This is a genomic window from Streptomyces pratensis (assembly GCF_037137275.1).
In the GTDB taxonomy this organism is placed as follows: Bacteria; Actinomycetota; Actinomycetes; order Streptomycetales; family Streptomycetaceae; genus Streptomyces; species Streptomyces pratensis_B.
This window is the reverse complement of record NZ_JBBBEN010000062.1, coordinates 107,459-132,924: the sequence shown is the minus strand read 5'-3', so window position 1 is coordinate 132,924 and position 25,466 is coordinate 107,459. Positions and strand designations below refer to the sequence as shown.

Annotated in this window: 25 protein-coding genes; 18 read left to right on the top strand and 7 right to left on the bottom strand. The window is 71.2% G+C overall.

What is annotated here, in order from left to right; all coding sequences use genetic code 11:
• Window positions 1–10 precede the first annotated feature (10 nt).
• Both V9U70_RS05055 and V9U70_RS05050 read right to left on the bottom strand, forming a co-directional pair.
• Window positions 11–448, bottom strand: a complete 438-nt coding sequence (locus V9U70_RS05055) for a hypothetical protein (RefSeq protein ID WP_336673227.1) — start codon at window positions 446–448, stop codon at window positions 11–13.
• Window positions 442–918 (bottom strand): ATP-binding protein, encoded by a 477-nt coding sequence (locus V9U70_RS05050; RefSeq protein ID WP_336673226.1) that lies wholly within the window; start codon window positions 916–918, stop codon window positions 442–444. Before V9U70_RS05050 ends, V9U70_RS05055 begins: the two co-directional genes overlap by 7 nt.
• Before the next feature lie 207 nt (window positions 919–1,125).
• On the opposite strand from V9U70_RS05050, the gene V9U70_RS05045 reads away from it, so the two are divergent.
• From V9U70_RS05045 to V9U70_RS05035, 3 genes are all read left to right on the top strand, one after another.
• Complete coding sequence (locus V9U70_RS05045) at window positions 1,126–1,986, top strand: helix-turn-helix domain-containing protein (RefSeq protein WP_336673225.1); 861 nt, start codon at window positions 1,126–1,128, stop codon at window positions 1,984–1,986.
• Window positions 1,986–2,222 carry a DUF397 domain-containing protein gene (locus tag V9U70_RS05040; RefSeq protein ID WP_336673224.1) on the top strand — a complete coding sequence of 79 codons (237 nt, stop codon included), beginning with the start codon at window positions 1,986–1,988 and terminating at the stop codon, window positions 2,220–2,222. The genes V9U70_RS05045 and V9U70_RS05040 overlap by 1 nt, the downstream gene beginning before the upstream one ends.
• A gap of 133 nt (window positions 2,223–2,355) precedes the next feature.
• Window positions 2,356–3,162, top strand: coding sequence for an SAM-dependent methyltransferase (locus tag V9U70_RS05035; RefSeq protein ID WP_336673223.1), 807 nt, complete (start codon window positions 2,356–2,358; stop codon window positions 3,160–3,162).
• A 61-nt stretch (window positions 3,163–3,223) separates the two neighbouring features.
• Here V9U70_RS05035 and V9U70_RS05030 read toward each other — a convergent pair whose 3' ends face one another.
• Complete coding sequence (locus tag V9U70_RS05030; RefSeq protein WP_336673222.1) at window positions 3,224–3,652, bottom strand: cupin domain-containing protein; 429 nt, start codon at window positions 3,650–3,652, stop codon at window positions 3,224–3,226.
• A 53-nt stretch (window positions 3,653–3,705) separates the two neighbouring features.
• Here V9U70_RS05030 and V9U70_RS05025 point away from each other — a divergent pair, with 53 nt between their 5' ends.
• Both V9U70_RS05025 and V9U70_RS05020 read left to right on the top strand, forming a co-directional pair.
• Window positions 3,706–4,671 carry a GlxA family transcriptional regulator gene (locus V9U70_RS05025; protein WP_336673221.1) on the top strand — a complete coding sequence of 322 codons (966 nt, stop codon included), beginning with the start codon at window positions 3,706–3,708 and terminating at the stop codon, window positions 4,669–4,671.
• A gap of 28 nt (window positions 4,672–4,699) precedes the next feature.
• Window positions 4,700–5,128 (top strand): YchJ family protein, encoded by a 429-nt coding sequence (locus tag V9U70_RS05020; RefSeq protein WP_336673220.1) that lies wholly within the window; start codon window positions 4,700–4,702, stop codon window positions 5,126–5,128.
• Between the two features lie 157 nt (window positions 5,129–5,285).
• Here the strand turns inward: V9U70_RS05020 and V9U70_RS05015 are convergent, their stop codons facing one another.
• From V9U70_RS05015 to V9U70_RS05000, 4 genes are all read right to left on the bottom strand, one after another.
• Entirely contained in the window at window positions 5,286–7,379 is a 2,094-nt protein-coding gene (locus V9U70_RS05015) for an MDR family MFS transporter (RefSeq protein WP_336673219.1), read from the bottom strand.
• Between the two features lie 57 nt (window positions 7,380–7,436).
• The gene (locus V9U70_RS05010) at window positions 7,437–8,291 is read right to left on the bottom strand and encodes an ATP-grasp domain-containing protein (RefSeq protein ID WP_336673218.1); all 855 of its coding nucleotides are present in this window, start codon (window positions 8,289–8,291) and stop codon (window positions 7,437–7,439) included.
• Window positions 8,292–8,513: 222 nt separating this feature from the next.
• Window positions 8,514–8,777 carry a hypothetical protein gene (locus tag V9U70_RS05005; RefSeq protein ID WP_336673217.1) on the bottom strand — a complete coding sequence of 88 codons (264 nt, stop codon included), beginning with the start codon at window positions 8,775–8,777 and terminating at the stop codon, window positions 8,514–8,516.
• Window positions 8,778–8,977: 200 nt separating this feature from the next.
• The gene (locus tag V9U70_RS05000; protein ID WP_336673216.1) at window positions 8,978–10,192 is read right to left on the bottom strand and encodes a PucR-like N-terminal domain-containing protein; all 1,215 of its coding nucleotides are present in this window, start codon (window positions 10,190–10,192) and stop codon (window positions 8,978–8,980) included.
• 822 nt (window positions 10,193–11,014) lie between these two features.
• On the opposite strand from V9U70_RS05000, the gene V9U70_RS04995 reads away from it, so the two are divergent.
• The 13 genes from V9U70_RS04995 to V9U70_RS04935 all read left to right on the top strand — a co-directional run bounded on the left by V9U70_RS04995 (window position 11,015) and on the right by V9U70_RS04935 (window position 25,460).
• Window positions 11,015–11,947, top strand: a complete 933-nt coding sequence (locus V9U70_RS04995; protein ID WP_336673215.1) for a hypothetical protein — start codon at window positions 11,015–11,017, stop codon at window positions 11,945–11,947.
• Between the two features lie 254 nt (window positions 11,948–12,201).
• Window positions 12,202–12,858 (top strand): hypothetical protein, encoded by a 657-nt coding sequence (locus V9U70_RS04990; RefSeq protein ID WP_336673214.1) that lies wholly within the window; start codon window positions 12,202–12,204, stop codon window positions 12,856–12,858.
• Window positions 12,859–13,290: 432 nt separating this feature from the next.
• Window positions 13,291–14,787, top strand: a complete 1,497-nt coding sequence (locus tag V9U70_RS04985) for a DUF6801 domain-containing protein (protein ID WP_336673213.1) — start codon at window positions 13,291–13,293, stop codon at window positions 14,785–14,787.
• A 563-nt stretch (window positions 14,788–15,350) separates the two neighbouring features.
• On the top strand, window positions 15,351–16,337 hold the full coding sequence (locus V9U70_RS04980) for an ABC transporter ATP-binding protein (RefSeq protein ID WP_336673212.1): 987 nt from the start codon (window positions 15,351–15,353) through the stop codon (window positions 16,335–16,337).
• A complete protein-coding gene (locus V9U70_RS04975; RefSeq protein ID WP_336673211.1) occupies window positions 16,334–17,203 on the top strand; it encodes an MlaE family ABC transporter permease in 870 nt (289 codons plus the stop codon). The genes V9U70_RS04980 and V9U70_RS04975 overlap by 4 nt, the downstream gene beginning before the upstream one ends.
• A 3-nt stretch (window positions 17,204–17,206) precedes the next feature.
• Window positions 17,207–18,010, top strand: a complete 804-nt coding sequence (locus V9U70_RS04970) for an MlaE family ABC transporter permease (protein ID WP_336673210.1) — start codon at window positions 17,207–17,209, stop codon at window positions 18,008–18,010.
• Window positions 18,010–19,311 carry an MCE family protein gene (locus V9U70_RS04965; RefSeq protein ID WP_336673209.1) on the top strand — a complete coding sequence of 434 codons (1,302 nt, stop codon included), beginning with the start codon at window positions 18,010–18,012 and terminating at the stop codon, window positions 19,309–19,311. The genes V9U70_RS04970 and V9U70_RS04965 overlap by 1 nt, the downstream gene beginning before the upstream one ends.
• Entirely contained in the window at window positions 19,308–20,339 is a 1,032-nt protein-coding gene (locus V9U70_RS04960) for an MCE family protein (RefSeq protein ID WP_336673208.1), read from the top strand. Before V9U70_RS04965 ends, V9U70_RS04960 begins: the two co-directional genes overlap by 4 nt.
• On the top strand, window positions 20,336–21,355 hold the full coding sequence (locus tag V9U70_RS04955; protein WP_336673207.1) for an MCE family protein: 1,020 nt from the start codon (window positions 20,336–20,338) through the stop codon (window positions 21,353–21,355). The genes V9U70_RS04960 and V9U70_RS04955 overlap by 4 nt, the downstream gene beginning before the upstream one ends.
• A 1-nt stretch (window position 21,356) precedes the next feature.
• On the top strand, window positions 21,357–22,502 hold the full coding sequence (locus V9U70_RS04950) for an MCE family protein (protein ID WP_336673206.1): 1,146 nt from the start codon (window positions 21,357–21,359) through the stop codon (window positions 22,500–22,502).
• The gene (locus V9U70_RS04945; RefSeq protein ID WP_336673205.1) at window positions 22,499–23,659 is read left to right on the top strand and encodes an MCE family protein; all 1,161 of its coding nucleotides are present in this window, start codon (window positions 22,499–22,501) and stop codon (window positions 23,657–23,659) included. Before V9U70_RS04950 ends, V9U70_RS04945 begins: the two co-directional genes overlap by 4 nt.
• Complete coding sequence (locus tag V9U70_RS04940) at window positions 23,656–24,942, top strand: MlaD family protein (protein WP_336673204.1); 1,287 nt, start codon at window positions 23,656–23,658, stop codon at window positions 24,940–24,942. Before V9U70_RS04945 ends, V9U70_RS04940 begins: the two co-directional genes overlap by 4 nt.
• Window positions 24,939–25,460, top strand: coding sequence for a hypothetical protein (locus V9U70_RS04935; protein WP_336673203.1), 522 nt, complete (start codon window positions 24,939–24,941; stop codon window positions 25,458–25,460). The genes V9U70_RS04940 and V9U70_RS04935 overlap by 4 nt, the downstream gene beginning before the upstream one ends.
• The last annotated feature ends 6 nt before the right edge of the window (window positions 25,461–25,466 follow it).

Sequence of the window (25,466 nt, the reverse complement as noted above, 5' to 3'; positions counted from 1 at the left end):
CGCCTCCTGCTCAGGGCGCGGGCACCGCGCTGGGCGTCCCGGCGGCGGCCCAGCGCGGAGTCACGCCGGTCACCTGGCAGACCATCAGGAAAAGGGGAATCGGCGGGGTGTACGGAGTGAGGCCCTCCGGCGTGTGGATCAGCCGGGGCCGTCCGACGGGGACGGCGGCGTCCCGGGCGTAGGTCACCTGCCCGGGCCAGTCCAGGTCCAGGTCGGAGCCGGCCGGGACGATCCACCACCACCGGTCGGCGTCGGCGAAGACGCACCCGGTGCGCGGCAGATGGGACATCAGGCGGAAGCCGTGGCGGGCGGGCACGCCCACGGCGTCACAGCCGAGGCTGGCCGACATCGAGGCCGGCAGCGCCAGCCGCACCGGGCCGCCGCTGTGCTCGGCGGGCAGCCGCGTGCGGTGGGCCGTGCGGAGCCGGGACAGCGCGTTCCTCAGCATGGGTGCTCCGCGTCGTACAGCCGCTCCGAGCCGTGCGGCACCTCCGCCCAGACGATGCGCCCGGAGGTGTACCCGGCGTCGTGCGAGCCCCAGGAATCGCTCAACGCGTCGACGAGGAGCAGTCCTCGGCCGTGCTCGTCGTCGGCGGTGCGGCGCAGCCGGGGGCCGTCGGGCTGGTGGCCCTGGTCCTGCACGGCTATCCGCAGTTGTCTTCCCAGGCAGCGCAGCTCGCACACCACCCGGGCGCTCGCGGTGTGCACGATCGCGTTGGTGACCAGTTCGGAGACGATGAGCACGGCGGCCTCGTGGGCGTCGCCGGTCAGCTTCCAGGCGTCCAGGCGGGCCCGCGTCAGCCGCCGTGCGCCGGCCACCGACTCGGGGCGCGCGGGCAGCGTGAAGCAGTACCGGAGCGCCTCCGTCCCGGGGCTGAGATCCGTGTTCCGGGGGATGAGCGCACTGCCAGGTGCCACGACCGATTCCTCACAGTGGGGGCTGCGTCACACGTCGTTCTCCGCGTACACGGGAGCGGGCGTGACTGAGCGAACTGGTTCGGTAGCCAACTCTCCCCCTGACACGGACACTTGGCAAGGGGCACTCTGAAATTTTCAGAGTGACTGTGTCGTTGGGGGCGCACGCATGGCACACTGCTCGCAAAACAGCGCATGGGGAGGTCTCAAGTGAGCGAACCGCGGTCCGCCCCGACCGTGGGCCAGGTCGTTCTCGGCAAGCGCCTGCAGGATCTGCGCGAGCGCGTCGGACTGGCCCGTGACGAGGCGGCGAAGGTGCTCAGGGTCGCTCCCGCGACGATACGTCGCATGGAGACGGCCGAGGTCGGACTGAAGATCCCCTATGTCCAGCTGCTGCTGAAGGCGTACGGCGTCGCCGACCGCGAGGCCGATGCCTTCGTCGAACTGGCAGAGGAGGCGAACAAGCCGGGCTGGTGGCAGCGCTTCCACGACGTGCTGCCCGACTGGTTCAGCATGTACGTCAGTCTGGAGGGCGCGGCGAGCCTGCTGCGCATGTACGAGCCGCACTTCGTGCCCGGCCTGCTCCAGACCGAGGACTACGCGCGCTCCGTGATGCGCACCGGAGCGATCGGCCAGACCAGGCCGGAGGACATCGAGCGCCATGTGGCGCTGCGCATGGAGCGGCAGTCGCTGCTGGCAAAGGGCGACGCGCCCAAGCTGTGGGTGATCATGGACGAGACCGTCCTGCGGCGGCCGGTCGGCGGACCGGAGGTGATGCGCGGCCAGGTCGACAAGCTGCTCGACGCCACCGCGCTGCCCCATGTCACGCTCCAGATCGCCGAGTTCGCGACCGGCCACCACCCCGGAACGTACGGCCCGTTCGTCCTGTTCCGGTTCGCCGTGCCCGAACTCCCCGACATGGTCTACAGCGAGTACCTGACCGGGGCGGTCTACTTCGACGCCCGCCCCGAGGTGGCGTCCTACCTCGAAGTCATGGACCGCATGGCGGCTCAGGCCGCGACTGCACAACGCACGAAGGAAATCCTCCGGGACTTCCGCAAGGAGCTGTGATGAACCGTATATACAACGGCATGCCTGCCGGGGACCTCGGCTCCGAGGGCTGGTACAAGCCGTGGAGCGGCGGTAACGGCGGCAACTGCGTCGAAGCCATGAAGCTCGCGGACGGCCGGGTCGCGGTACGCCAGTCCGCCGATCCCGACGGCCCCGCCCTCATCTACTCCAACGGCGAGATCGCCGCCTTCATCGAGGGCGCCAAGGCCGGCCAGGCGGATTTCCTTCTCCTGTGAGGCGGCGCCGCCCTATCCTGTCGGGACCTCCCAGGACGGCCCCCGTGGCGCGGCGGCGCGTCCCGGCCGTGCAGTTCGTTTCCCCTGATCCATCCGACCGTCGACGTACGGACCCCTGACCACGGAGCGAGCCATGACCGGGCACCACCACTCCATCGAGATCGACACCAGCAAGCCGCATCCGGCCCGGATGTACGACTGGTTCCTCGGCGGCAAGGACCATTACCCGGTCGACGAACAGATGGCACGGCAACTGCTCGCTCTGGACGCACGCGGCCGCGACATGGCGCGCGTCAACCGGGCGTTCATGCACCGGGCGACCCGCTGGCTCGCCGGGCAGGGGGTGCGGCAGTTCCTGGACATCGGCACCGGCATACCCACCGAGCCGAACCTCCACCAGATCGCCCAGAAGGCCGCACCCGAAGCGCGCGTCGTCTACTGCGACAACGACCCGATCGTGCTCGCCCACGCGGCGGCCCTGCTGCGGTCCACCCCCCAGGGCGCCACCGAGTACATCCAGGCCGACGCGCGCGAGCCGGAGGCCATCCTGGCCGCGGCCGGCAAGGTCCTGGACTTCGACGAGCCGATCGCGCTGTCGCTGCTGGCGCTGCTGCACTTCATCGACGACGAGGACGGCGCGGGCGAGCTGGTCGGCCGGCTGGTCGAACAGCTCCCCTCCGGCAGCTACCTGGTGCTCTCGCACACCACCGGTGACTTCAACCCGGAGGGCGCCGCCCAGGCGCGGGCCCTGTACAAGCAGCGCGGGATGACGCTGCGACCCCGCAGCCGCGCGGAACTCACCGCCTTCTTCGACGGCCTCGAACTGGTCGAGCCCGGCGTCTCGCTCTCCGCCGAGTGGCACCCGGAGCTCGGCGAGCCCGTCGAGGTCCCGGGCGACGAGCCTATCCCGGGCTACGCGGGCGTCGCGCGCAAGCCCTGACCGGGCCCGCCCCCACGCCCGCTCGCCCGGTCCCGGGCGGGAGGGCGCCGAGGGCGCCCTCTCATACGCTGAGCGGGTGCCCCGTGGTGGCGTCCACGTGGGCGGGCACCTCGTCGTGGGCGTCGCCCACCGACGACGTCCCCGACGGCTCGAAGAGCAGGAGCGAGGCGCCGCCGGTGGAGCGGGGCCGGTGCCAGACGCCGCGCGGGACGACGAAGACCGCGCCCTTCTCCAAGGTCACCGTCCGCTCGCCGTCCCCCTCCGCTCCGTCGCGCAGGGCGATGTCCAGCGCCCCCTCCACCACGAGGAAGAACTCGTCCGTATCTTCGTGCACATGCCAGACGTGCTCTCCCTCCACCTTGGCCACCCGTACGTCGTAGTCGTTGACCCGGGTCACCACGCGCGGGCTCCACAGCGCGTCGAAGGAGTCCAGGGCCTCGCTCAGCGAGATCGGTCGCATTGCGCGGGGTGCCGCGCTTCCGTTGCTCATGGCGTCCACCCTCGTCGCTGGACCCCGTCGTCCGGGAGTGCTACGAATCGCATATGGCAAAAGAATCCTCGCACCGGGTGGTGATGATCGTCGCGTCCGGGTCCAACCCCTTCGAAATGGGGGTGGCGACCGAGCTCTTCGGTCTGCGACGGCCGGAGCTTCCCGTGCCCTGGTACGACTTCGGGATCTGCTCCCCCACGCCCACGGTCCGGATGCACTCCGGCTTCTTCCAGCTCTCCGGCGTCGCCGGGCTCGACGCCGTGGACCGGGCCGACACCGTCATCGCCCCCAACCGTCCCGACCCGCTGGAGGAGCCCGACCCGGACGTCCTGGCGGCGATCGGACGCGCCGCCGCCCGGGGCGCCCGCCTCGTCAGCTTCTGCACGGGGACGTTCACGCTGGCCGCCGCCGGAGTCCTGGACGGCAGACGGGCCACCACCCACTGGCGGTGGGCCGACGCCTTCACCGCCCGGTACCCGCACGTGGACCTCGACCCCGACGTCCTCTTCGTCGACGACGGGCAGGTGATCACCGCGGCCGGCAGCGCCGCCGCCCTGGACACCGCCCTCCATCTCGTCCGCGCCGACCACGGGGCCGAGACCGCCGCGGCCGTCAGCAGGCGCCTCGTCCACCCGGCGCACCGGGACGGCGGCCAGCGCCAGTTCGTCGAGCACCCGGTGCCCGAGGTCGCCGACGCCTCGCTCGGTCCGCTCCTGACCTGGGCCGCCGCGCACCTGGCCGACGGCCTGGACGTGTCCGCGCTCGCCGCCCGCGCCGCCGTCAGCCCCGCCACTCTGCACCGCCGCTTCCGGGCCCAGCTCGGCACCACGCCGCTGGCCTGGCTCACCGAACAGCGCCTCACCCTGGCCTGCCGCCTCATGGAACGCGGCGAGGAGCGCCTCGACGTGATCGCCCGTACCAGCGGCCTCGGCACGGCGACCAGCCTGCGCACCCAGCTCCGCCGCCGCACGGGGCTGACGCCCACCGAATACCGCCGCCGCTTCGCCCCGGCCCGCTGAGGCACTCGTCCCACGGCACAATGGACCCATGTCACGACGCGCCTCCCGGCGGCCCGCCGCCCCGCGGACCGCCTCCGCCGGCCCCTGCCCGTGCGGGTTGCCCGCCGCCTACGGGGAGTGCTGCGGCCGCTTCCACTCCGGCCGTGCCGCCGCCCCGACCTGCGAAGCGCTGATGCGCTCGCGGTACGCGGCCTTCGTCCTCCAGGACGCGGCGTATCTGCTGCGCACCTGGCACCCCGAGACCCGGCCGCCCGCCGTCACGTTCGACCCCGCGATGCGCTGGGTGCGGCTGGAGATCCTGGGCGCCACCGAGGGCAGCGCCTTCCACACGGCCGGAACGGTCACCTTCCGCGCCCACTACACCGACGACGGGCGGCCCGACGCCCTCCACGAGCAGAGCCGCTTCGTCCGCCACGAGGGGGCCTGGGTCTACGCCACGGCCGTCTTCGTCGACTGAGCGCCGACGGCGCCGGACCACCGGCCGTGAGCGGGGGGCTCCCGGCGCGTGACGCCCGCCCCGCGCCGAGAGCCGGGACGTTTCCCGGCGGCGGGGCCCCGGCGGGGAAGGCGTACGGGCACAGCCGGGGCCCGGGAGCCGAACGGCCCGCCCCGGGTCAGGCGGGAGCCCCGATCCTGGCCGAGCCGCCGGGGCTCGGCTCCGGTGACAGCTCCTGGGCCAGATCCTCCGCCAGCAGCCGCTTGGCGATCACGTCGACCGTGGCCCGCAGCTCACGGTCATCAGGCCGGGCTCCGTCCTCGGCCAGCCGCTCGTTGAGCCAGCGCCCCCAGGCGTCGGAGATGACCGCCGCCTCCCGCCGGCCCGCCGCCGTGTGCGAGAAGAGCTGGCCGTCACCCGTCAGGAAGCCCTCCTCGATCATCCGGTCGAAGACCGGCACCAGCACCTCCGGCGGGATGCGGTGGCGGGCCGCGATCAGACCGAGCCCCGCGTGCCCCACCATCCGGGTGAACAGGTCCACCTGCATCACCGCCCAGGCCCCCGCGATGTCGAGGCGGGTGTCCGACTCCGCGACGATCCGCCGGGCCATGCCCGTACCCGTGCCGTGCAGGATGGTGGCCACCGAGAACTCCAGGAGTTTCGCCGAGTCCCCGGTGCCCGGCTGGGCGAAGCCCTCGCCCATGTCCGTGGAGCCGAGCCGCGCCGAGTCCCGCAGCTTCACCTCCTTCAGGAACAGCGCGACGACGAAACCGAGCAGCGCCACGGGCACCGTCCACAGGAACACCGTGTGCAGGGTGTCCGCGTACGCCTGGGCCAGCGGCTCCGCCTGGGCGGCCGGCAGCGCGTGCAGCGCCTGCGGACTCTGCGAAGCGTCGGCCAGCGCCTCCGGATCGCCGCCCGCCGCGACCGCGTCCGCCACGCCGTCGGCGAGGTTGGGCCGCAGCGCGTTGGCGTAGATCGTGCCGAACACCGCCGTGCCGAAGGCGCTGCCGAGCGTACGGAAGAACGTCACCCCCGACGTCGCCGTGCCCAGGTCCGCGTAGTCCACGGTGTTCTGCACGGCGATCGTCAGCACCTGCATGGCCAGCCCGATGCCGAGCCCCAGTACGACCATGTAGAGCGACTCCAGCCACACCCCGCTGCTGGGACCCATCCGGGAGAGGAGGAACAGTCCGGCGGCCATGACGAGGGTGCCGACGATGGGGAACAGCCGGTAGCGGCCCGTCTTGCTGACCACGTTGCCGCTGAAGATCGAGGCGACCAGCAGGCCGACCACCAGAGGCAGGGTCCGCACGCCGGAGAGTGTCGCCGAGTCCCCGTCCACGTACTGGAGATAGGTCGGCAGGAAGATCATCGAGCCGAGCATCGCGAAGCCCACGATGAAGCTGAGGATCGAGCAGACCGTGAACACCGGGTTGCCGAACAGCCGCATCGGGAGCATCGGCTCCCTCGCCCGAGTCTCCACCCGGCAGAACAGCGCCAGGGCGAGCAGCCCGCCGGCGAAGAGCCCGATGATCACGGACGAGCCCCAGGCGTACTCGTTGCCGCCCCAACTCGTCGCCAGGATCAGCGCGCTCGCCCCGACGGCCACCAGCGCGATGCCGGCGAAGTCGATGACCGGCCGCCCCGCTGCCTTGACCGAGGGGATGTTGCGGGCGGCGGCGATGACCACCGCGATGGCGATCGGCACATTGACGTAGAACGCCCAGCGCCAGGTCAGGTGGTCGGTGAACAGTCCGCCGAGCAGAGGGCCGATCACCGTCGAGATGCCGAAGACCGCCCCGATCGCCCCCTGGTACTTGCCCCGCTCGCGCAACGGGATGACATCCGCGATCAGCGCCATCGACGTGACCATGAGACCGCCCGCGCCGATGCCCTGCATGCCCCGCCAGATGATCAGCAGCAGCATGTCCGAGGCGAGGCCGCACAGGAACGACCCGGTGATGAAGACGATCGCCGAGATCTGGAAGACCAGCTTGCGCCCGAACAGGTCGCCGAACTTGCCGACCAGGACGGTGGCCACCGTCTCCGCCAGCAGATAGGCCGTGACCACCCACGACATGTGGGCGGCGCCCCCGAGGTCCGAGACGATCGTCGGCAGGGCCGTGCCGACGATCGTCTGGTCCAGCGCCGCCAGCAGCATGCCGAGCACGATCGTCGCGAACACGATGTTGCGGCGGCGTCGGTCCAGGACGGGCGGCGGCGCGACGCCACTCTGCTCGGCGGGGGCTTGCTCGCTGGCAGTGGTCACGTCTGCACCCTCACACCGGCCCCGCCCGCCCGCATGCGGGAACGGGCCGGACGGGGGTCAGCGGGGCAGGGCGGCGATCGACGCCTTCAGCCGCGCCACGAAAGCCTCCCGGACGTCTTCGGCCACCCGGTCGAGCGAGAGATACGGGTTGAGGTCCTCCAGCTCGACGAGGAGCAGAGCGCCCTCGGCCGTGCGGCAGGCGTCGACCCGTTGGACGCCGTGTGTGAGGGGGTTCCACTCGATGAAGCGCCGGGCGAACGCCAGGTCCTCCGCGTCCGCCGGGTACGGCTCCAGCACCCACCGCCGCCGCGGGTCGGGGGCGTACAGCGCGTACTGGAAGTCGTGGTCGACGAAGTAGAAGGAGACCTCGTAGCGGAAGTCGATGCGCGGTTGGACGAGCAGCGCGCCCGGGGGCGCCTGCTCAAGCTCCGTCCCGACCGCACTCCGTGCGACGAACCGCAGCCCCACCGAGTCCGCCCCCAGCTTCGGCTTCACCGCGTACCGCGCCGCCTCGGGCAGCACCGGCAGGTCCGCGGCCCGGTCCACGGTGGGGATCACCGGGAAACCGGCCCGGCTCAGCTCGACCAGATACTCCTTGCCCGCCATGTCGCCCCGCCCCCCGAGCGGGTTGTAGACCGGCTTGCCCAGTTCGACGGCGCGCGTGCGGAACGCGTCGTACGCCGTGCGGTAGTGGAGCACGGGCCCGCTGTTGCGGACGAGCACGGTGTCGAAGCCCTCCATCAGCGCGGCGGCGTCCCGGGGGTGGCACAGGGCGACGTCGAACGCCTCACGCAGCCGGGAGCCGAGGAAGACGTCCTCGTCGCCGTAGCGCCGGCCACGGGCCTCGTAGGCCAGATCGGTGACGAGCAGGACGGAGGGGCGGCGGGAACCGGCGCAGGGCACGGCGGGCATGGGCTCTCCCGGGCGGGGCGGGGACACGGACGGACGTCCACTGTCGCCGATCCCCGGGCGGGGCGGGGGACGGGGTGGCCCCTCTCGCCCGTTCGCACGGCAGCCGCCCCGGCGGCCCTCCCCGCACCGCACCGCACCGCGGGGCACTCGCCCCGGTGGTCCGTGAGCGCGCCGGCCCGCGGCGAGTGGCGGCGCGCCGTGGGCGTCATGGGACGGGGGTGTTCAGAAGGGCGATCCGGGCACGACCGCCATACGTGGATGGTGGGCGCACAGGACCTTGTTGGCACGCGCCAGGTCGGACAGGGCATGCTCGCGGTCGGCCTGGTCCTCGACGCCGAGCAGCGGGCCGCGGAAGCGGCGGACCTCCCGGGCCGCGCAGTCGGCGTCGAACTCCGCCCGGAGGATGTGCGGCGGAATGCACGAACCGATCAGCGCGGCGACCCGGTCCGGGATCGGCACGGGGACGAGGAGGTGCGAGGCGGTCATGAAGTGTTCCCTCTCGGATGGTTGGCCAGGAGGCGGTGCCCGGGACCGCCGCTGGGTGAGCGGCGGATTGCTTCCTGTGTACGGGACGCGGTTCCGGGTTTCACCTCGGGTACGTCTCCGTGTCGCAACCGTTGGGGACTGACCGTCTATTTCGCCTTACGCGCCGGTAAGTTGACTCGTCGCGCCGAACGTGCTGCGGATCAGGGGGACGCGCCGGTGGACCGGGAGCGCAACCGCAGCGCACGCAGGACCGCCTCGGTGGTGAAACGGCTCTCCGGATCGACGAGCTGATCACCGAAGATGGTCTCCAGACTGCGCATGCGATAGCGCACCGTCTGCGGGTGGACGTCGAGCAGCGCACCCATCTGCGCCGCCGTGCCCCGGGTGTCGAGCCAGATGCGCAGCGTCTCGATCAGGCGCTCGCGGCGGGCGGCGCTGATCTCGGACACGGCGGCCAGCTCCCTCCGGGCGAGCTGGTCGAGCAGAGCGGGGTCGGAGAGCAGCCACAGGGTGGTGAGGTGGTCCTCGCAGTGGATCAGCGGGGCGTCCTCGATCACCCCGGTGTCGACGAGTTCCAGCACCCGGCGGGCCCAGCGGATCGACTCGCAGGCCTGGGCGGTGGGGACGGTCAGGCCGATCGCCGCCCGGGTGGCCGGAAGGGCCTGGGACAGCATGGTTCTTCGCGCCTCGTCCAGGGGGCCGGGAACGAGTAAGTGCGGTTGCGGGGCGCTGAGGTCGACCAGGACGTCGCGGTCCGTCCTGAGCCGGTCCAGCTCCGCGGGAGCGCGTGCGGCGACCAGGGTGACCTCTTCCGGGAGGGCCCAGCCGACCTGCTCGCTGAGGTCGGCGATGGCGCTCCGGGGGGCCGGGCGCCCCGCGAGGATGAGATGGAGGAGGCGCCGGCGCAGCGCCTCACTGTGCTCGCCCGACTGGGACTGCACCTCCAGGAAGCCTTCCCTGGACAGGGATTCCAGTTCGTCGATGTAGGCGAAGAGGGCGTCGGCGAAACTCAGCATCAGGCTGGGGGACAGGTGGTGGCTCTGGCCGACCTTCTTCGCCCGCCGCAGGGCTACCCGCGCACCGAGGCGGTACGCCCCCTGGAGGGTGTCCATGCTCCGGCCCTCGTACGCCTCGAACCGGCCGAAGCGCCGGCACATGTCGTCCCGGAGCGTGGTGGGGGCGGAGGGCTCGGCCACCAGGTCGACGAAGGAGGAGAGGCTCTGCTCCACCCCCACGCGGATGGCCTGCCCGTTCGGGCCGTCGAGCAGCCGGGCGTATTCGGGGAAGGCCCGGGTGACCTCGACGCCGATTTCCTTGATGAGGCTGGGCAGTTCCGGCCGCATGATCGCGGCGAATTCCTGCGGAAGCGGGCCCAGTGGGTCTCCGGTATCCAGCGGCTGTATGAGATGTGCCATGACAAGTCCCCTTGCTCTCGGCGCCCGGTGGTGGGGTGAGACGGTGGGGGAAAGCGCTCCCACGAACCGGCAGGTGCGTACCAAGTTCGCGACGAAGATAGACCACGGAACTGGCACTGCACACCACCTGGACAAGATCGGAGTGCAGGGGGCACGCATCGTCGCCGCGGCGCGGTACTTCTGTGCAGGTCGGACCGCATTGCTCGCTTTCGGACAATGAATTTCGGCCGCATGCTCCGGCGGTGACAACAAAGGCGCCGCGCCGGCCCCGTGCTGTTCCGTGACCCCGTGGTCTTCGCGGACGCCTAGCGGAACGCCGTACGCCCAGGGGGCTCAACACGGCGAACGTGTCCAAGAGGCCGTGCGGGCGCGGGCACCGGGGCGCGGGCGCCGGGGCGCGGGCCATGCATTCCCGCACCGGGGCGCGGGGGCGCCTGAGGCTTCCGGCCGCTTCGGCGGTGAGCGGCCCGGGGTGCGCACCGGGCGCGGGGTCACGGCGGCCGTGCAGCATTTCCGCGCTTCCCCGTACGCATTCCTTGATAAGGGAAGGGTGTTCCGTTGCTCATTTCCGGATCAAAAAGCGTGGGGCGCAAAAGATCTTAGACGGACGGATTGTGTCGCGCTGTTTCCGGCGAGTAACATCACGCCTCAGCCAATTCGGTCAGGAAATCTGCCCGAAATTTGATGCTCCGATCCTCCGCCCCCGGGCCCAGCAGCGGCTCCATCACCGTCGACCGTCACCGTCGCGGTGCGGGCATGGGTTGCAGAACCGGTCAACTTCGTGCACGAGGCCGCGCCACGGCGGCTGACAGAGGGGACGACATGAGATCTGTTTCCAATCGCACCCGTATAGGCCTGCTGGCGGCGTTCACCGCGTTCAGCGCTGTGCTCTCCACGGGCTCGGCCACCGCGGCCACCCAGCTCAACGGCGACTGGGCGCCCTTCGACCGCTGCCCGGTCGACGCGCCCGCCATGCTGGCCGCGGACGGCGTCGACACCATCGCCACCTGCATCGCGTCCAGTTCGGTCACCGGCTCCATCACGCTGGGCAAGACCCAGGTCGCCACCGCCAACAGCGATCTCCAGCTCGGTGTCATCCAGCGCAGCGATGGGACCGCCTCACTGGTGGCTCCGCCGGAAGGGGCGCTCACCGCGGACCCGGCCGAGATCCCGGGCGGATTGATCGGGCTGATGTGCCCCAGTGGAATTCCCTTCGTCTCCGCGATATGCCGTCAGCTGACGGACAACGACCTCAACCGCGTGACGGCCACCATCGAACCGGCCGGAGCGCCGCGCGACTTCCAAATGAACGCCGCTTTCTCCACCGGCGAGCCCATCCTCACCCTCCCGGTCCGCATCCACCTCAAGAATCCGTTCCTGGGGGACAAGTGCTACATCGGAACCACCGCCGATCCGGTGCTGCTGAAGCCGGAGAACCTGACCGCCCCGAGCCTCTCGCTCCAGCGGTTCGCGGCGGACGGAACCCGGGACGACGAGGGCGAGATGGGGCGCTACACCTTCGACGGCGCCGACCAGGGCGATGACGCGTTCGCCGTGCCCGGGGCCAGCGGGTGCGGGGCAGGCCTGCTGAACTGGGCGGTCAACCTCAAGACCGGCCTCCCGTCCGCCGCCGGGAAGAACAGCGTGACGCTCAACGACACCACGACGTACTTCGGCAGCCCCTACGACCCCGCAGGCCTCGCGCCGAACGAGGGCAGGAAGCTGTCGGAATTCTGGCACTCCGCGCAGCGGTAGGCCGCCCGCCCCGGCCTAAGGAGGTGGTGCGACAGCGCCCCACCGGACCCCCGCACCTTCCAGGACCGGCGCCAAGGCCCCGCGTCGCGATCGAGCAGTCCCGCCCGCCGCGGGCATCCCCGGGAGAGAGCCGCTTCCCGGGACGCTCGACAGCGTCGCGGCCGACGGCGCTCCGCACCGCCCCATCAGCGGAAGCGCCCTCTCCAGTCACGTTCAGTCGCATCCCCCACGGGACGAGAAAAGGGAGTATCCCCATGTTCAAACGAACCGGTGTCCTCACCGCGATCGGCGCCGCCGCGGCATCCGTCGTGCTGGCCGCCCCCTCGGCCGTCGCCGCGCCGAGCAGCTGGACGATCACGCCGACCGGCGCCTTCACGGGCAGCGCCGGAGTGACCGTCCTGACCGACAACAACGGCAACAAGATCCAGTGCGCCTCCTCCGCGGCCTCGGGCTCCGCCCCGGCCTCTCCGGTCGCCGGCAGCCCGGCCAAGCTCGCCTCCATCTCGGCGATCTCGTTCAACTCGCCGTGCACCGGGCCGTTCAGTTCGACGTGGACGGTGACCACCACCCCGCCGTGGGAGATCTGGGGCGCGAACTACGCTGCGGGGGGCGGCGCCAACTCCACCGGTCAGACGACCGGTGAGATCAGAGCGATCAAGGCGAAGGTGAGCGGGAACAGCATCCTCGGCCCCTGCACCTTCAACGTCACCGGCAAGGTCGCCGCGAAGTACAACAACCCGAGCGCCGGAGGGAGCAACGGCACGCTGAACACGGCGGGCGGCGGGCTCACGCTGTCGATCGCCAACAAGGTGGGCGGCGGCTGCGGCATCGTCGGCACCACCGCCAGCTTCCAGGGCCTGTACACCATCGTGAACACGGCGTCGGGCAAGTCCCCGGTCATCAGCGGGTGACCCACCCGCCGTTGACGCCCTGTACGTGAGCGTGGTGCCCGGCCGTGAGCCCTCGACGGCCGGGCACTGCCCACGAGCGGGCTCCCGCCCCTCTCGTACCTCCCGCGCCCCTCGCCGGAGCGGCCGCCACGACCGGACCGCTCCGGGCGTCCGCCGGCGGGCCGATCCACGCACCCGCCGACAAGGCCGCCGCGGTGGATTGTCATCCCCTGACAAAGTCCGCGGCACGGTGCTCCGGCCGGGGCCCCCGGCTCTTCCCAGGCGCTGCCGGCGTGCGTACCGTACTGGCCGGTAGGGGGAAGGCCCCGGCCGTTCGACGTCCGCAGAGAGCCCGCTCGACGTCCGCCGCGGGGCCGTTGCCGAGCAGCAGCGGACCCGCTTTCCGCAGCCCTCCTGCCCAGGGGCTCACGCGCGCCGGAAGGACACATCCGTATGACCGTCGATGTACGCGCCGCAGCGAGACGACCGATTCACTGGGCCGTGGGCGGGACGCTCGTCGTCGCCACCGCACTCGTCCCGAGCGCCGAATCGGCGGCCGCAGAACAGACCACGGAGATCGGCCTCCGCTATGTCTGCCCCTTCCCGTCGGGGCCGGAGGAGGTGGACGTCGTCGTCTCCGCGGTGCTGCCCACCTCGGTCCGCACGGGCGAGGAGGTCCAGCCCGAGCAGGTGTCCATCGAAGTGGGGCTGGAACGGACGGCGCTCGCCCGGTTCACCGGTCTCGAAGCGGCCGTCGTCTCCGCCGAAGCCCGGCTCACCGTCCGCAACGCCGTCGGCGACCGGTCCGCCGACGCCTCGTGGGAGAAGCTGGCCGCCCCGCCGACCGCCCTGCCGGACGATGGAGCACTTGTCCTCACCGCCGTCGGCGACGTGCCGACGGTCACCTTCAACACCGCCGGACGCGCGACCATGACGCCGGCCGGGCTCGGGCTCACGCTGTCCTCGTTCACCGGCGACGGAGCGGCGACCTCGCCCCCGGGGCTCGACGTGTCCTGCGAGCCGGCCCCCGGTGAGGAGCCGCGGCCGGCCTCGATCACGGTCCGCGGGGACGCCGACCCGGCCGGCCCCGCGCCGACGCCCGGGGCGAACACCCCCGCTCCGCCACCGCCCCCGGCGCCCGACCGCCCGGGCGGCGGCCTGCCCCCCATCGCGCGGGAGAAGATCGACGCCCTCACCGACGAACGGCTCGAAGCCCTCGACGACGCCGACCCGGGCAGTTGCCCGATCGAGATCCCGCCCGAGTGGGTGATGACGACGGCCGAGACCTACGCCGCCGGCTACGCCAACGCCGCCAAGCTGGACGGAGCCGCGGCGCTGGGGCCCGCCTTCATGAAGGTGGTGCTCAACAAGCGCTACATCAACGACTCCTGCGCCTCGACGGTGGACGTCACCTCCGAGGTGGAGTTCACGTACGAGGGGCGCCGCCAGCTCCCGCCGACTGAAGCCACGTTCCTCACCTACGGTTTCATGCCGACGACCGCGACCATGACGCTGGAACAGGTAGGGCCGCCGGCCGCCGTGCACACCCACACGGTCACCAACACGCCGACCTACCCGGAGGAGACGACGGTCACCGCCCAACTCGTCATGCGGCTCTCGGACGTCGAGGTGAACGGCGTGCCGCTGGAGGTGGGGCCCGACTGCCGCACGGAGCGCCCCTTCGAGCAGGTGCTCAGAGGGTACGGCCAGAGCTACCCGAGGGCCGGCTACCTGGTGGCGTACGGAGGGACGCTGACCGGGTACGCGCACATCCCGCCGTTCGAGGGGTGCGGGGTCGAGGAGGACCTCGACGCGATCTTCACCTCGGCCATCTCCAGCGTCGGGAAGAAGGCCGACAACTACACCAAGATGACGCAGGCGCCCCTGTGCGTGGCGACCAACCCGGAAGGGCCCGACTGCCCGCCGAGGGTGCCGCTGCCCGAGAGGTGAGCACGCGGCGCCCCGCCGCCCCACTCCAGAAGGGCCCGTCCGGTTCCACAGGCCGCACGGGCCCTTCGCGCTGCCCGGACGGGCCGCCCGCGAAAACGAGGACTCATCATCATCTGACAGGTTTGACGCGCGGAACACTCACTCGCCGACAACTCGCCTCAGCCGGTGAATTATCGGCCAGGAAAATCCGTACCCAGTATTGCGGACTCAGGTTACTGGACCGTAGCGTCCCAGTTGTGCCGAGCGGAAATGCCTTCGCACCTGCCCGTTCGGCGTGCGGCGGCCCGGTATGCACCCCTTCCGGTCCACCGAACCTGCCGTAGGGGGACCGGCGTGCTTGCGCACCTTTCGACAAGGAAGGGAGCCGGCCTTGTCATCGCATGACAAGTGCTCCGCCCGCGCCACTTTGTTCGTCGATCTCCGCTGTTCAAAGGCTTGCCCCGGCGGTTTCGGCAGACATAGCGTGCGCCCCCCGGTGCACCTGTGACGAACCGCCGACCGCCTTCCTCGGAGCCGGAGCGCTAAACGATGACTACGTTCACCACCACTTCTCAGGAGGGTCGATGGGAATCGAAGTAGTCGTCGAGGGCCTGACGAAGTCCTTCGGCAAACAGAACATCTGGCAGGATGTCAGCCTCACCCTGCCCGCCGGCGAAGTGAGCGTCATGCTCGGCCCTTCCGGCACCGGAAAGACCGTCTTCCTGAAATCCATCATCGGCTTGCTGAAACCCGAACAGGGGCGCGTGCTCATCAACGGCGTCGACATGGTGAACAGCTCGGAGCGCGCCATCATGGAGACGCGGAAGCTCTTCGGCCTCATGTTCCAGGACGGGGCCCTCTTCGGCTCGATGTCGCTCTTCGACAACATCGCCTTCCCCCTGCGCGAGCACACCCGCAAGAAGGAATCCGAGATCCGTCGCATCGTCATGGAGCGCATCGACATCGTGGGCCTGCTCGGCGCCGAGGGAAAGCTCCCGGGCGAGATATCCGGCGGCATGCGCAAGCGCGCCGGCCTCGCCCGCGCCCTCGTCCTGGACCCGCAGATCATCCTCTGCGACGAGCCGGACTCGGGCCTGGACCCCGTCCGCACCGCCTATCTGTCACAGCTCCTCATCGACCTCAACGCGCAGATCGACGCGACGATGCTCATCGTCACCCACAACCTCGACATCGCGGCGACCGTCCCCGACAACATGGGCATGCTGTTCTGCCGCAACCTGGTCACCTTCGGGCCTCGCGAGGTGCTCCTCACCAGCGACACCCCGGTCGTCTCCCAGTTCCTCTCCGGACGCCGTGAGGGACCCATCGGCATGTCGGAGGAGAAGGACGCCGCCACCCTCGCGGCCGAGCGGCTCAGCGACACCGCAGCCCTACCCGCCGGGCCCCGTGCCGTCGTCCCGCAACTGGAACCGTCGCCCGGGATGCCCGTACGCCAGGGCGCGCTGCGCCGCAGGGAGAGGGTCATGTCGATGATGGGCCAGCTTCCGGAGGCCGCCCGTACGGCCATCCTCCGCAGCTACGCCCCGGCCGCGGGAGGTGCCCGCGCGTGAGTGCCCCGATGCCGGTGCGGCCGCCCGAGCCGCCCGAGATCCCGCCGCCGCCCCCCGGCCCCGGCAGCGCCCGCCCGGCACACGGACAGCGAAACCCGTCCCGGCTGCTCGCACCGCTCCGGGAGACCGGGAAGCTGTTCGCGCTCGCCGTCGCGGTGGTCCGGGCCGTCTTCCGCAGACCCTTCCAGGTCCGGGAGTTCGTCGAGCAGTTCTGGTTCGTCGCCAGCGTGACGATCCTGCCGGCCGCCCTCGTCTCCATCCCCTTCGGCGCGGTCATCGCCCTCCAGGTCGGATCGCTCACGCAGCAGCTCGGCGCCCAGTCCTTCACCGGCGGAGCCAGCGTGCTCGCGGTGATCCAGCAGGCGAGCCCGCTCATCGTGGCGCTGCTGATCTCCGGGGCCGCCGGGTCCGCGATCTGCGCCGACCTCGGCTCGCGCAAGATCCGCGAGGAGCTGGACGCGATGGAGGTCATGGGCGTCTCACCCATCCAGCGCCTCGTCGTCCCCCGGGTGCTGGCCACCATGCTGGTCGCCGTCCTGCTGAACGGGTTGATCTCCGTGGTCGGCACCCTCGGCGGCTACTTCTTCAACGTGATCATGCAGGACGGCACCCCGGGCGCGTACCTCGCGAGTTTCTCCGCCCTCGCCCAGCTGCCCGACCTCTACATCAGCGAGTTCAAGGCCCTGATCTTCGGCTTCATCGCGGGCATCGTCGCCTCCTACCGGGGCCTCAACCCACGCGGCGGCCCCAAGGGCGTCGGCGACGCGGTCAACCAGTCCGTCGTCATCACCTTCATGCTGCTGTTCTTCGTGAACATGGTCCTCACGGCGATCTACCTCCAGATCGTCCCCGCGAAGGGGAGCTGACCCATGGCGATGCTCAGCAGACTCGACCGGGCCGGCGACCAACTCACCTTCTACGTCAAGGCCATGGTCTGGATACCCCGCACGTTGCTGCGCTACCTCAAGGAGGTGCAGCGGCTGCTGGCCGAAGTGGCCTTCGGCAGCGGCGGGCTCGGGGTCATCGGCGGCACCATCGGCGTCATGATCGCCATGACCCTCTTCACCGGAACGGTCGTCGGCCTCCAGGGGTACGCGGCCCTCAACCAGATCGGCACCTCGGCGTTCACCGGATTCATCTCCGCCTACTTCAACACCCGGGAGATCGCCCCCCTGGTGGCCGGCCTCGCCCTCTCCGCCACCGTCGGGGCGGGTTTCACCGCCCAGCTCGGCGCGATGCGCATCAACGAGGAGGTCGACGCGCTGGAGGCGATGGGCGTCCGGTCGATGCCCTACCTCGTCACGACCCGGATCATCGCCGGAGTCGTCGCCATCATCCCGCTGTACGCGATCGGGCTGCTCTCGTCGTACGTGGCCTCCCGCTACATCACCATCCTGTTCAACGGGCAGTCGGCCGGGACGTACGACCACTACTTCAACCTGTTCCTCTCCCCGGACGACGTGTTGCTGTCGGTCCTCAAGGTGCTGGTCTTCAGCGTGCTGGTCATCCTCGCCCACTGCTACTACGGCTTCCACGCCGACGGCGGCCCGGCCGGAGTGGGCGTGGCGGTCGGCCGGTCGGTGCGCAACGCGATCGTCCTGATCAGCGTCACCGACTTCTTCCTCTCGCTCGCCATCTGGGGCGCCACGACGACGGTGAAGGTGGCCGGCTGATGCGTACACGAAGCCCCCGCACGACCGCTCGCTCGGCCCGGCGCCGACTCGCCGGAGTCGCCTTCCTGCTGGTCCCCGCCGTCCTGGTGTGGGTATCGGTCTCGGTGTACGAGAAGGACTTCGCGGACGAGGCCACCGTCACCGTCCGCACCGGCTCCGTCGGCAACGAGATGCACGAGAACGCCGATGTGAAGCTGCGCGGAGTGGTCATCGGGCAGGTCCGCTCCATCGCCACCGACGGCGAGGGCGCCCGCCTCACCCTGGCCATCGACCCGGACGAGCTGGACCGCGTCCCCGCCGACGTCACCGCCCAGATGCTGCCCACCACGCTCTTCGGCCAGCGGTTCGTCGCGCTCGTCCCGCCCCGGACCCCCTCGGGCGGCGCCCTGCGTGCCGGAGCGGTCATCCCGCAGGACCGCTCCAGCAACGCCATCGAGCTCGAAGAGGTCCTGGACAACGTCCTGCCGCTGCTGTCCGCCGTGAAACCCGAGAAGCTCGCCGCGACGCTGAACGCCGTGTCGCAGGCGCTGGAGGGACGCGGCGAACGGCTCGGCGAGACGCTCGTCACGCTGGACGGCCACCTGAAGAAATTCAACCCCCAACTCCCCACCCTCAACGCCGACATCAAGGAACTCGTGAAGGTCAGCGCGCTCTACGCGGACGCCGCCCCGGACGTCCTCGACGCGCTGACCGACGCCACCGTCACCAGCTCCACCCTCGCCGAGCAGGAGGCGGAACTGGCCCTCCTGCACGGCGCCACCACCGCGGCGGCGCGGGACGCCACCTCCTTCCTGCGGGAGAACAAGGAGAACCTCATCCAGCTCTCCGCGGCCGGCCGGCCGACCCTCGAACTCCTCGCCAGGTACGCCGATTCCTTCCCCTGCACCCTGCGCACCCTGGCCGGGTTCGTGCCCGCCATGGACAAGGCACTGGGCAAGGGGACGGACCGGCCGGGACTCCACGTGTCGGTCACGTCCGTCCCCTCCCGCGGGAAGTACGTCCCGGGCAGGGACGCCCCGGTCTACGACGCCACCGGCGGGCCCCGCTGCTACTCGGTCCCCTACGTCGGCAAGGCCGCCCCGACCGCCGACGACCGGCGGGCGGCCGACGTCACCGCGCCCCCCGCCGGCCGGGACGACGGCGCGGACACCGCGCTCGGCCTGCCCAACTCGCCCCAGGAGTCCCAGCTCGTCAACGAACTGATCGCCCCCTCGTTGAAAGTCCAGCCGCAGACCCTGCCCGACTGGAGCAGCGTGCTCATCGGTCCGGCCTTCCGCGGTGCGGAGGTGAAGCTCAAGTGAAACGCCGCTCGCTCACGGGACCGCTGGTCAAGTCCCTCGTGTTCATCGTGGTCACCGTCCTGGCCACCACCGTCCTGGGACTCTCCATCGCCAACAAGGGGGTCGGGGACACCACCACGTACAAGGCGCGGTTCACCGACGCCACCGGGCTCGTCCCCGGGGACAGCGTCCGGATCGCCGGAGTGAAGGTCGGCCAGGTCGAGTCCGTGAGGGTCGCGGACCGGAGGGTCGCGGAGGTCGCCTTCGCCGTACGCAAGGGGCGCAGTCTCCCCGCGTCGGTGACGGCGTCCATCAAGTACCTCAACATGGTCGGACAGCGCTACGTCGACCTCGACCGGGGCCCCGGGCCCGTCGGCCGGACCTTCGCCGCCGGGGACACCATCCCGCTCTCCCGCACCACCCCGGCACTCGACCTCACCCAGCTCTTCAACGGCTTCCAGCCCCTCTTCGAAGGGCTGTCCCCACCCGACGTCAACCAGCTCGCCGGCTCCATCGTCCAGGTGCTCCAGGGCGAAGGCGGCACCGTCGACAGCATCCTGCGGCATGTCGGGTCGCTCACCACCACCGTCGCGGCGAAGGACCGGGTGATCGGAGAGGTGATCAGGAACCTCAACACCGTGCTCAAGACGGTCAACGACCGTGAGGCGGGCTTCGACGACCTCGTCACCACCCTGGAGAAGCTCGTCACCGGATTCTCCGGCGACCGCAAACCGCTCGGCGAGGCCGTCACGGCCATGGGCGCGCTGACCACCGTCACCGCCGACCTCTTCAGGGACGGCCGCGAGCCCCTCAAGGACGACATCCGCCAACTCGGCAGGCTGAGCGCCCAACTGGACAAGGGGGCACCGCAGATCGAGAACTTCCTCCAGAAGACCCCGGCCAAGATGGCGGCCATCGGCCGGCTGACCTCCTACGGGTCGTGGCTGAACCTCTACCTCTGCGAAGCCAAGGTCAGCGGAGTCACCCACGACGACGGCAGCACTCCGCCCACCGGCATCGCCATCACCCAACCGAGGTGCCAGGCATGAGCATCACCCCCATCCGGGAACGTGACCCGGTCGCCGTCAGCATCGTCGGGCTCCTCGTCCTGGCCCTCCTCGGCCTCGCCGCCTGGCGCGCCGACTCGCTGCCCTTCGTCGACGCGGGCACCGCCTACAGCGCCGACTTCACCGAGTCCGCCGGACTCGCCGACGGCGACGAGGTGCGCATCGCCGGAGTGAAGGTCGGAGAAGTCACCGGCGTCTCGCTCGACGGGCCCCGCGTCAAGGTCGACTTCCGCGTGAAGGACGCCTGGATCGGCGACTCCTCCACGGTCGGCATCGCCATCAAGACGCTCCTCGGCGAGAAGTACCTCGCCGTCGACCCGCTGGGCGACGCCCCGCAGGACCCCGGCGCCCGCATCGCCGCGAGCCGCACCACCTCCCCGTACGACGTCAACCAGGCGTTCAACGGGCTCGGGGAGACCATCGGGGAGATCGACACCGAACAGCTCGCCAAGAGCTTCGAGACGATCTCCGACACCTTCCAGGACTCCCCGCCGCATGTACGCAGCGCCGCCGACGGACTCTCCGCCCTCTCCCGGACCGTCTCAGCGCGCGACGCCCAGCTCGCCACCCTGCTGCGGAGCGGCAAACAGCTCAGCCGGACCCTCGCCGGGAAGAAGAGCAGCTTCGAGACGCTCCTGGAGGACGGCAACCTGCTGCTCGGCGAGCTCCAGGCCCGCCGCGACTCCATTCACCTGCTGCTCACCGGAACCCGCAGACTCGGCGCCCAGCTCACCGGACTCGTCGAGGACAACGACAGACAGCTGGGGCCCGCCCTGGACTCGCTCGGCCGGGTCACCGCCGTCCTGGTGAAGAACCGCGAGAGCCTCGACGAGGTCCTCGCCATGAGCGGCTCCTACAGCCGGCTCGTCGGCAACACCCTGGGCAGCGGCCGCTGGTTCGACAACTACGTCTGCGGCGTCGTCCCGAAGCACTACCTCCCCGCCGGCACACCGCCCGAGACCGGGTGCACGCCGCCCCGCCAGGAAGGGGGACGCTGACATGAGACGCGCCCGCATCATCGGCATCGGCGCCGGACTCGCCCTCGTCGCGGTCGCGGCCGCATCCGGGGTGAGCGCTCTGGAGGAGGACGGGAAGACCACTGTCACCGCCTACTTCGACCGGGCCACCGGCGTCTACGCCGGTTCGGACCTGCGTGTCCTCGGTGTACGGGTGGGCACCGTGGAATCCGTCGAGCCCCGCGGCGAGGAGGTCGAGGTCGTGCTCCGCCTCGACAAGGGCGTCGAGGTCCCCGAGGACGCCCACGCGGTCGTCGTCGCCCCCAGCCTCGTCGCCGACCGGTACATCCAGCTCGCCCCGGCCTACGACGGCGGGCCGCGCCTCGCCGACCACGCGGTCCTGCCGGCCGCCCGCAACGCCACCCCCGTCGAGGTCGACGAGCTCTACGCCTCGATCACCGAGATCTCCACCGCGCTCGGCCCCGACGGCGCCAACGGGAGCGGCGCACTGGCCCGGCTGCTGGACACCGGAGCGAAGAACCTCGACGGCAACGGGAAGGCCGTCGGGGACTCCATCGAGCAGTTCGGCAAGGCCACCAGGACCCTTGACCGGAGCAGCGACGACCTCTTCTCCACCCTGACCTACCTCCAGTCCTTCACCACCATGCTGAAGGACAAGGACAGCGACGTCCGGACCGCCGAACAGCAGCTCGACTCGGTCACCACATTCCTCGCCGACGACAAGAAGAACCTCAGCGCGGCACTCAAGGAGCTGGGCGCCGCGCTGGGCCAGGTCAAGACCTTCATCGCCAAGAACCGCGGCGCGCTCAAGAAGAACGTCGACGCCCTGGTCCCCGTCACCCAGGCCCTCGTCGACCAACGCGCCTCACTCGCCGAGGCGATGGACACCCTCCCGCTCGCCGCGGGCAACGTCCTGAACGCCTACGACCCGGCCACCCGGAGCCTCAGCGGGCGGACCAACCTCAACGAACTGTCCATGGGCGGACCGCTCGTCGAGCCCGGGGCAGCGTCCGCCGCCGCCCGGCTCACCGGGCTCGCCCCCGTCGACGCCGGCCGCCGCAAGGCCCTGCCCGTCCTGCCGCTGCCGGAGATCGGCACGGTCTACGGCACCCCCGGCGGGAAGCCGGCGGACCAGGAACCGGATCGGAAGAAGGGGGCCGGACGATGAACCGTGTCCTGCGCGGGCCCGCGCGCGCGGCCACCGGAGCGGCGGCCCTCCTCGCCGCCGGAGCGCTGATCGCCATGGCCGTGGTCCGCCCCGATGTACCGGCCTTCACCGGGATCGAGCAGATACCGCTGCCCGGCGGCGCCGACCTCGGCGACCGGCCGTACGAGATCACCGCCGAGTTCGGCGACGTCCTCAGCCTGGCGCCGCAGTCCTCCGTCAAGGTCAACGACGTGTCCGTCGGCCGTGTGACCAGGATCGCCCTCGCTCCGGACGGCTGGAGCGCCCGGGTCACCATGCGGGTCAACGGGAAGGTCGAACTGCCCGCCAACGCGTACGCCCGCCTGGAACAGTCCAGCCTGCTCGGTGAGAAGTTCATCCAGCTCGCCCCGCCGCCCGGCGACACCGCACGCGGCTCCCTGGCGGCGGCCGGCCGCATCCCGCTCGCCCGCACCAACCGCAACCCGGAGGTCGAGGAGGTGCTCGGCGCGCTGTCCATGCTCCTCAACGGGGGCGGCGTCCAGCAGCTCAAGACCATCACCACCGAGCTGAACAAGGCGCTCGCCGGCCAGGAGCCGCAGATCCGCTCCGTCCTCAACCGGGTCGACACGCTCGTCACCGACCTCGACGCCAACAAGAGCGACATCACCCGGGCCCTGGACGGGGTCAACCGGCTCGCCGCCACCCTCGCCACCCGGGAACAGGACGTCGGGACCGTACTGACCGGGCTCAGCCCCGGACTCAAGGTCCTGGAGAAGCAGCGCGGCTCCCTGCTGACCATGCTGCGCTCCCTGGACACCCTGTCCACCGTGGCCGTCGACACGATCAACCGGAGCAAAGCCGACATGATCGCCGACCTCAAGGCCCTCGCCCCGACCCTCGAAGCGCTGGCCGACTCCGGCCAGGACCTCCCCGACTCCCTCCAGGTGCTGCTCACCTACCCCTTCACCGACGAGGTGCTGCGCGGCGTCAAGGGCGACTACCTCAACGTCTACCTGGACGTGACGGCACTGCCCGGCACCCAGATCATCCCGGCGCTCACCCCGGGCGACCCCACGGACCCGCCACCCCCGGCCGAGGGCGACGGACCGGAGGCCCTCGGCGGGCTCCCGCTGCCGCTGCCCGCCGTTGCCGGCGCCCCGCGGGGAGGCACCCGGTGATCACCCTCGCCATCCGGCTGAAGAACCTCGCCTTCCTCGTCATCGCCGTGCTGGTCCTCGGCTACCTCGGGGTGCGCTACGCCGACCTCGGCCACTACGTCGGCCTGCGCGGCTACTACACCGTGACCGTCCAACTCCCGCAGACCGGCGGCTTGTACACCCACTCCAACGTCACCTACCGGGGCGTGTCGGTGGGCCGGGTGGGCCCGATCGAGCTGACCGACGACGGAGTGGAGGCGGAGCTGCGGATCGAGAAGGACGCCCCGCCGATCCCGGACGGTCTGACGGCCGTCGTCGCGAACCTGTCGGCGGTCGGCGAGCAGTACATCGATCTGCGGCCCACCCGTGAGGACGGCCCCTTCCTCGGCGACGGTTCGGTCATCGACGCGGCCGACACCACCATCCCCGCGCCCCCCACCGACGTCCTCGTCAGCGTCGACGACTTCGCGAGCTCCGTCGACACGGAGAGCCTGCGCACCGTCGTCGAGGAGTTCGGCGCCGCTTTCGAAGGACGCGGCGACGACCTCCAGGTCCTCCTGGACACCGGTGGCGACTTCATCGAGGCCGCGGACCGGGCCCTTCCGGTGACCACCCGGCTGATGGCCGACGGCGAGCGGGTCCTGCGCACCCAGGCAGAACAGGGCCAGGCCCTGAAGGGCTTCGCCTCAGGGGCCGAGGAGCTGGCCGCCGAACTCAAGGGCTCCGACGCCGACCTGCGCCGCCTCATCGCCTCCACCCCCGACGCGGCCGTCCAGATCAGCGGACTCCTGCGCGATCTGGACCCGGCCTTCGGAGTCGTCGTGGCCAACCTCCTCACCACCTCGGAAGTCGCCGTCACCCGGCAACGCGGCCTGGAGGAGCTCCTGGTGAAACTGCCCGCCGTCGCCGCGGCCGGAGCCAGCGCGGTCGACGACGACGGCGCCCGGTTCGGCATGGCCGTCACCTTCTTCGAGCCCCTGCCCTGCACAGCCGGCTACGGCGGCACGGTCTACCGCAACGGCCTCGACACCTCGCCCGGTCCCGCGGTCAACACCGCCGCCCGCTGCACCGCGTCGCCGGGCACCGGGATCAACGTCCGGGGGAGCGCCAACGCCCCCGAGGGCGGCCCGGTCCCCGAGCCCGCCGTACCGGGTTCCATGCTGCCGCGCGTAGGCAGCGCGGAGAAGGCGGACGCATCGGGCAAGGCGGCGGACCGGCTGCCCGGGGCACTGGGCAGCGGGCCCGTGGCCGAGCCGCCGGCCGCCGGCATGGGCGGGCTGCTCGGCCTGGGAGGCGGCTCATGACCTCCCGTGCCCGACGCCTGGGCGGCTGGGCCGTCCTGCTCGCCGCCGCGCTGGTCTGCGGGCTCGGCGCCTGGTCCTACGACCGGGCGCGCCAGGACCGTTCCCTGTCCTACGCGAAGGCCCGCGACACCGCCCTCGCCCAGGGGAAGCGACACCTGACGGTGCTGAACAGCCTGGACGGCACGGACGCGGCACGGGTCGACGCCGGACTGCGCAGCTGGCTCGACGCCTCCACCGACCCCCTGCGCGACGAGCTGGAACGGACGGCGAAGGACGACGCGAGAACGCTGACGAAGGCGGGCGACACCGCGCGCGGCGAGGTCACGTCGGCGGCGCTCACCGCGCTGGACGAGCGCACCGGAACGGCGGAGCTGATCGCCACCGTGGACGTCGAGGTCACCGGGCGCACCGGTGCGCCCGGCACCCAGCGCAAGCGTTTCGAGGCCACCCTCGCCCGCACGGCGGACGGCTGGAAGGTCGAGGCGCTGACCGCGATCGGGACGGGCGGCGAGCGATGAGTCGGC

Excerpts from the sequence above, each read along its gene's own strand:
- V9U70_RS05055 (WP_336673227.1), bottom strand. The coding sequence starts at position 448 with ATGCTGAGGAACGCGCTGTCCCGGCTCCGCACGGCCCACCGCACGCGG.
- V9U70_RS05040 (WP_336673224.1), top strand. The coding sequence starts at position 1,986 with ATGAACCGTATATACAACGGCATGCCTGCCGGGGACCTCGGCTCCGAG.
- V9U70_RS05035 (WP_336673223.1), top strand. The coding sequence starts at position 2,356 with ATGACCGGGCACCACCACTCCATCGAGATCGACACCAGCAAGCCGCAT.
- V9U70_RS05030 (WP_336673222.1), bottom strand. The coding sequence starts at position 3,652 with ATGAGCAACGGAAGCGCGGCACCCCGCGCAATGCGACCGATCTCGCTG.
- V9U70_RS05025 (WP_336673221.1), top strand. The coding sequence starts at position 3,706 with ATGGCAAAAGAATCCTCGCACCGGGTGGTGATGATCGTCGCGTCCGGG.
- V9U70_RS05020 (WP_336673220.1), top strand. The coding sequence starts at position 4,700 with ATGTCACGACGCGCCTCCCGGCGGCCCGCCGCCCCGCGGACCGCCTCC.
- V9U70_RS05010 (WP_336673218.1), bottom strand. The coding sequence starts at position 8,291 with ATGCCCGCCGTGCCCTGCGCCGGTTCCCGCCGCCCCTCCGTCCTGCTC.
- V9U70_RS05005 (WP_336673217.1), bottom strand. The coding sequence starts at position 8,777 with ATGACCGCCTCGCACCTCCTCGTCCCCGTGCCGATCCCGGACCGGGTC.
- V9U70_RS05000 (WP_336673216.1), bottom strand. The coding sequence starts at position 10,192 with ATGGCACATCTCATACAGCCGCTGGATACCGGAGACCCACTGGGCCCG.
- V9U70_RS04995 (WP_336673215.1), top strand. The coding sequence starts at position 11,015 with ATGAGATCTGTTTCCAATCGCACCCGTATAGGCCTGCTGGCGGCGTTC.
- V9U70_RS04990 (WP_336673214.1), top strand. The coding sequence starts at position 12,202 with ATGTTCAAACGAACCGGTGTCCTCACCGCGATCGGCGCCGCCGCGGCA.
- V9U70_RS04985 (WP_336673213.1), top strand. The coding sequence starts at position 13,291 with ATGACCGTCGATGTACGCGCCGCAGCGAGACGACCGATTCACTGGGCC.
- V9U70_RS04980 (WP_336673212.1), top strand. The coding sequence starts at position 15,351 with ATGGGAATCGAAGTAGTCGTCGAGGGCCTGACGAAGTCCTTCGGCAAA.
- V9U70_RS04970 (WP_336673210.1), top strand. The coding sequence starts at position 17,207 with ATGGCGATGCTCAGCAGACTCGACCGGGCCGGCGACCAACTCACCTTC.
- V9U70_RS04965 (WP_336673209.1), top strand. The coding sequence starts at position 18,010 with ATGCGTACACGAAGCCCCCGCACGACCGCTCGCTCGGCCCGGCGCCGA.
- V9U70_RS04955 (WP_336673207.1), top strand. The coding sequence starts at position 20,336 with ATGAGCATCACCCCCATCCGGGAACGTGACCCGGTCGCCGTCAGCATC.
- V9U70_RS04950 (WP_336673206.1), top strand. The coding sequence starts at position 21,357 with ATGAGACGCGCCCGCATCATCGGCATCGGCGCCGGACTCGCCCTCGTC.
- V9U70_RS04945 (WP_336673205.1), top strand. The coding sequence starts at position 22,499 with ATGAACCGTGTCCTGCGCGGGCCCGCGCGCGCGGCCACCGGAGCGGCG.
- V9U70_RS04935 (WP_336673203.1), top strand. The coding sequence starts at position 24,939 with ATGACCTCCCGTGCCCGACGCCTGGGCGGCTGGGCCGTCCTGCTCGCC.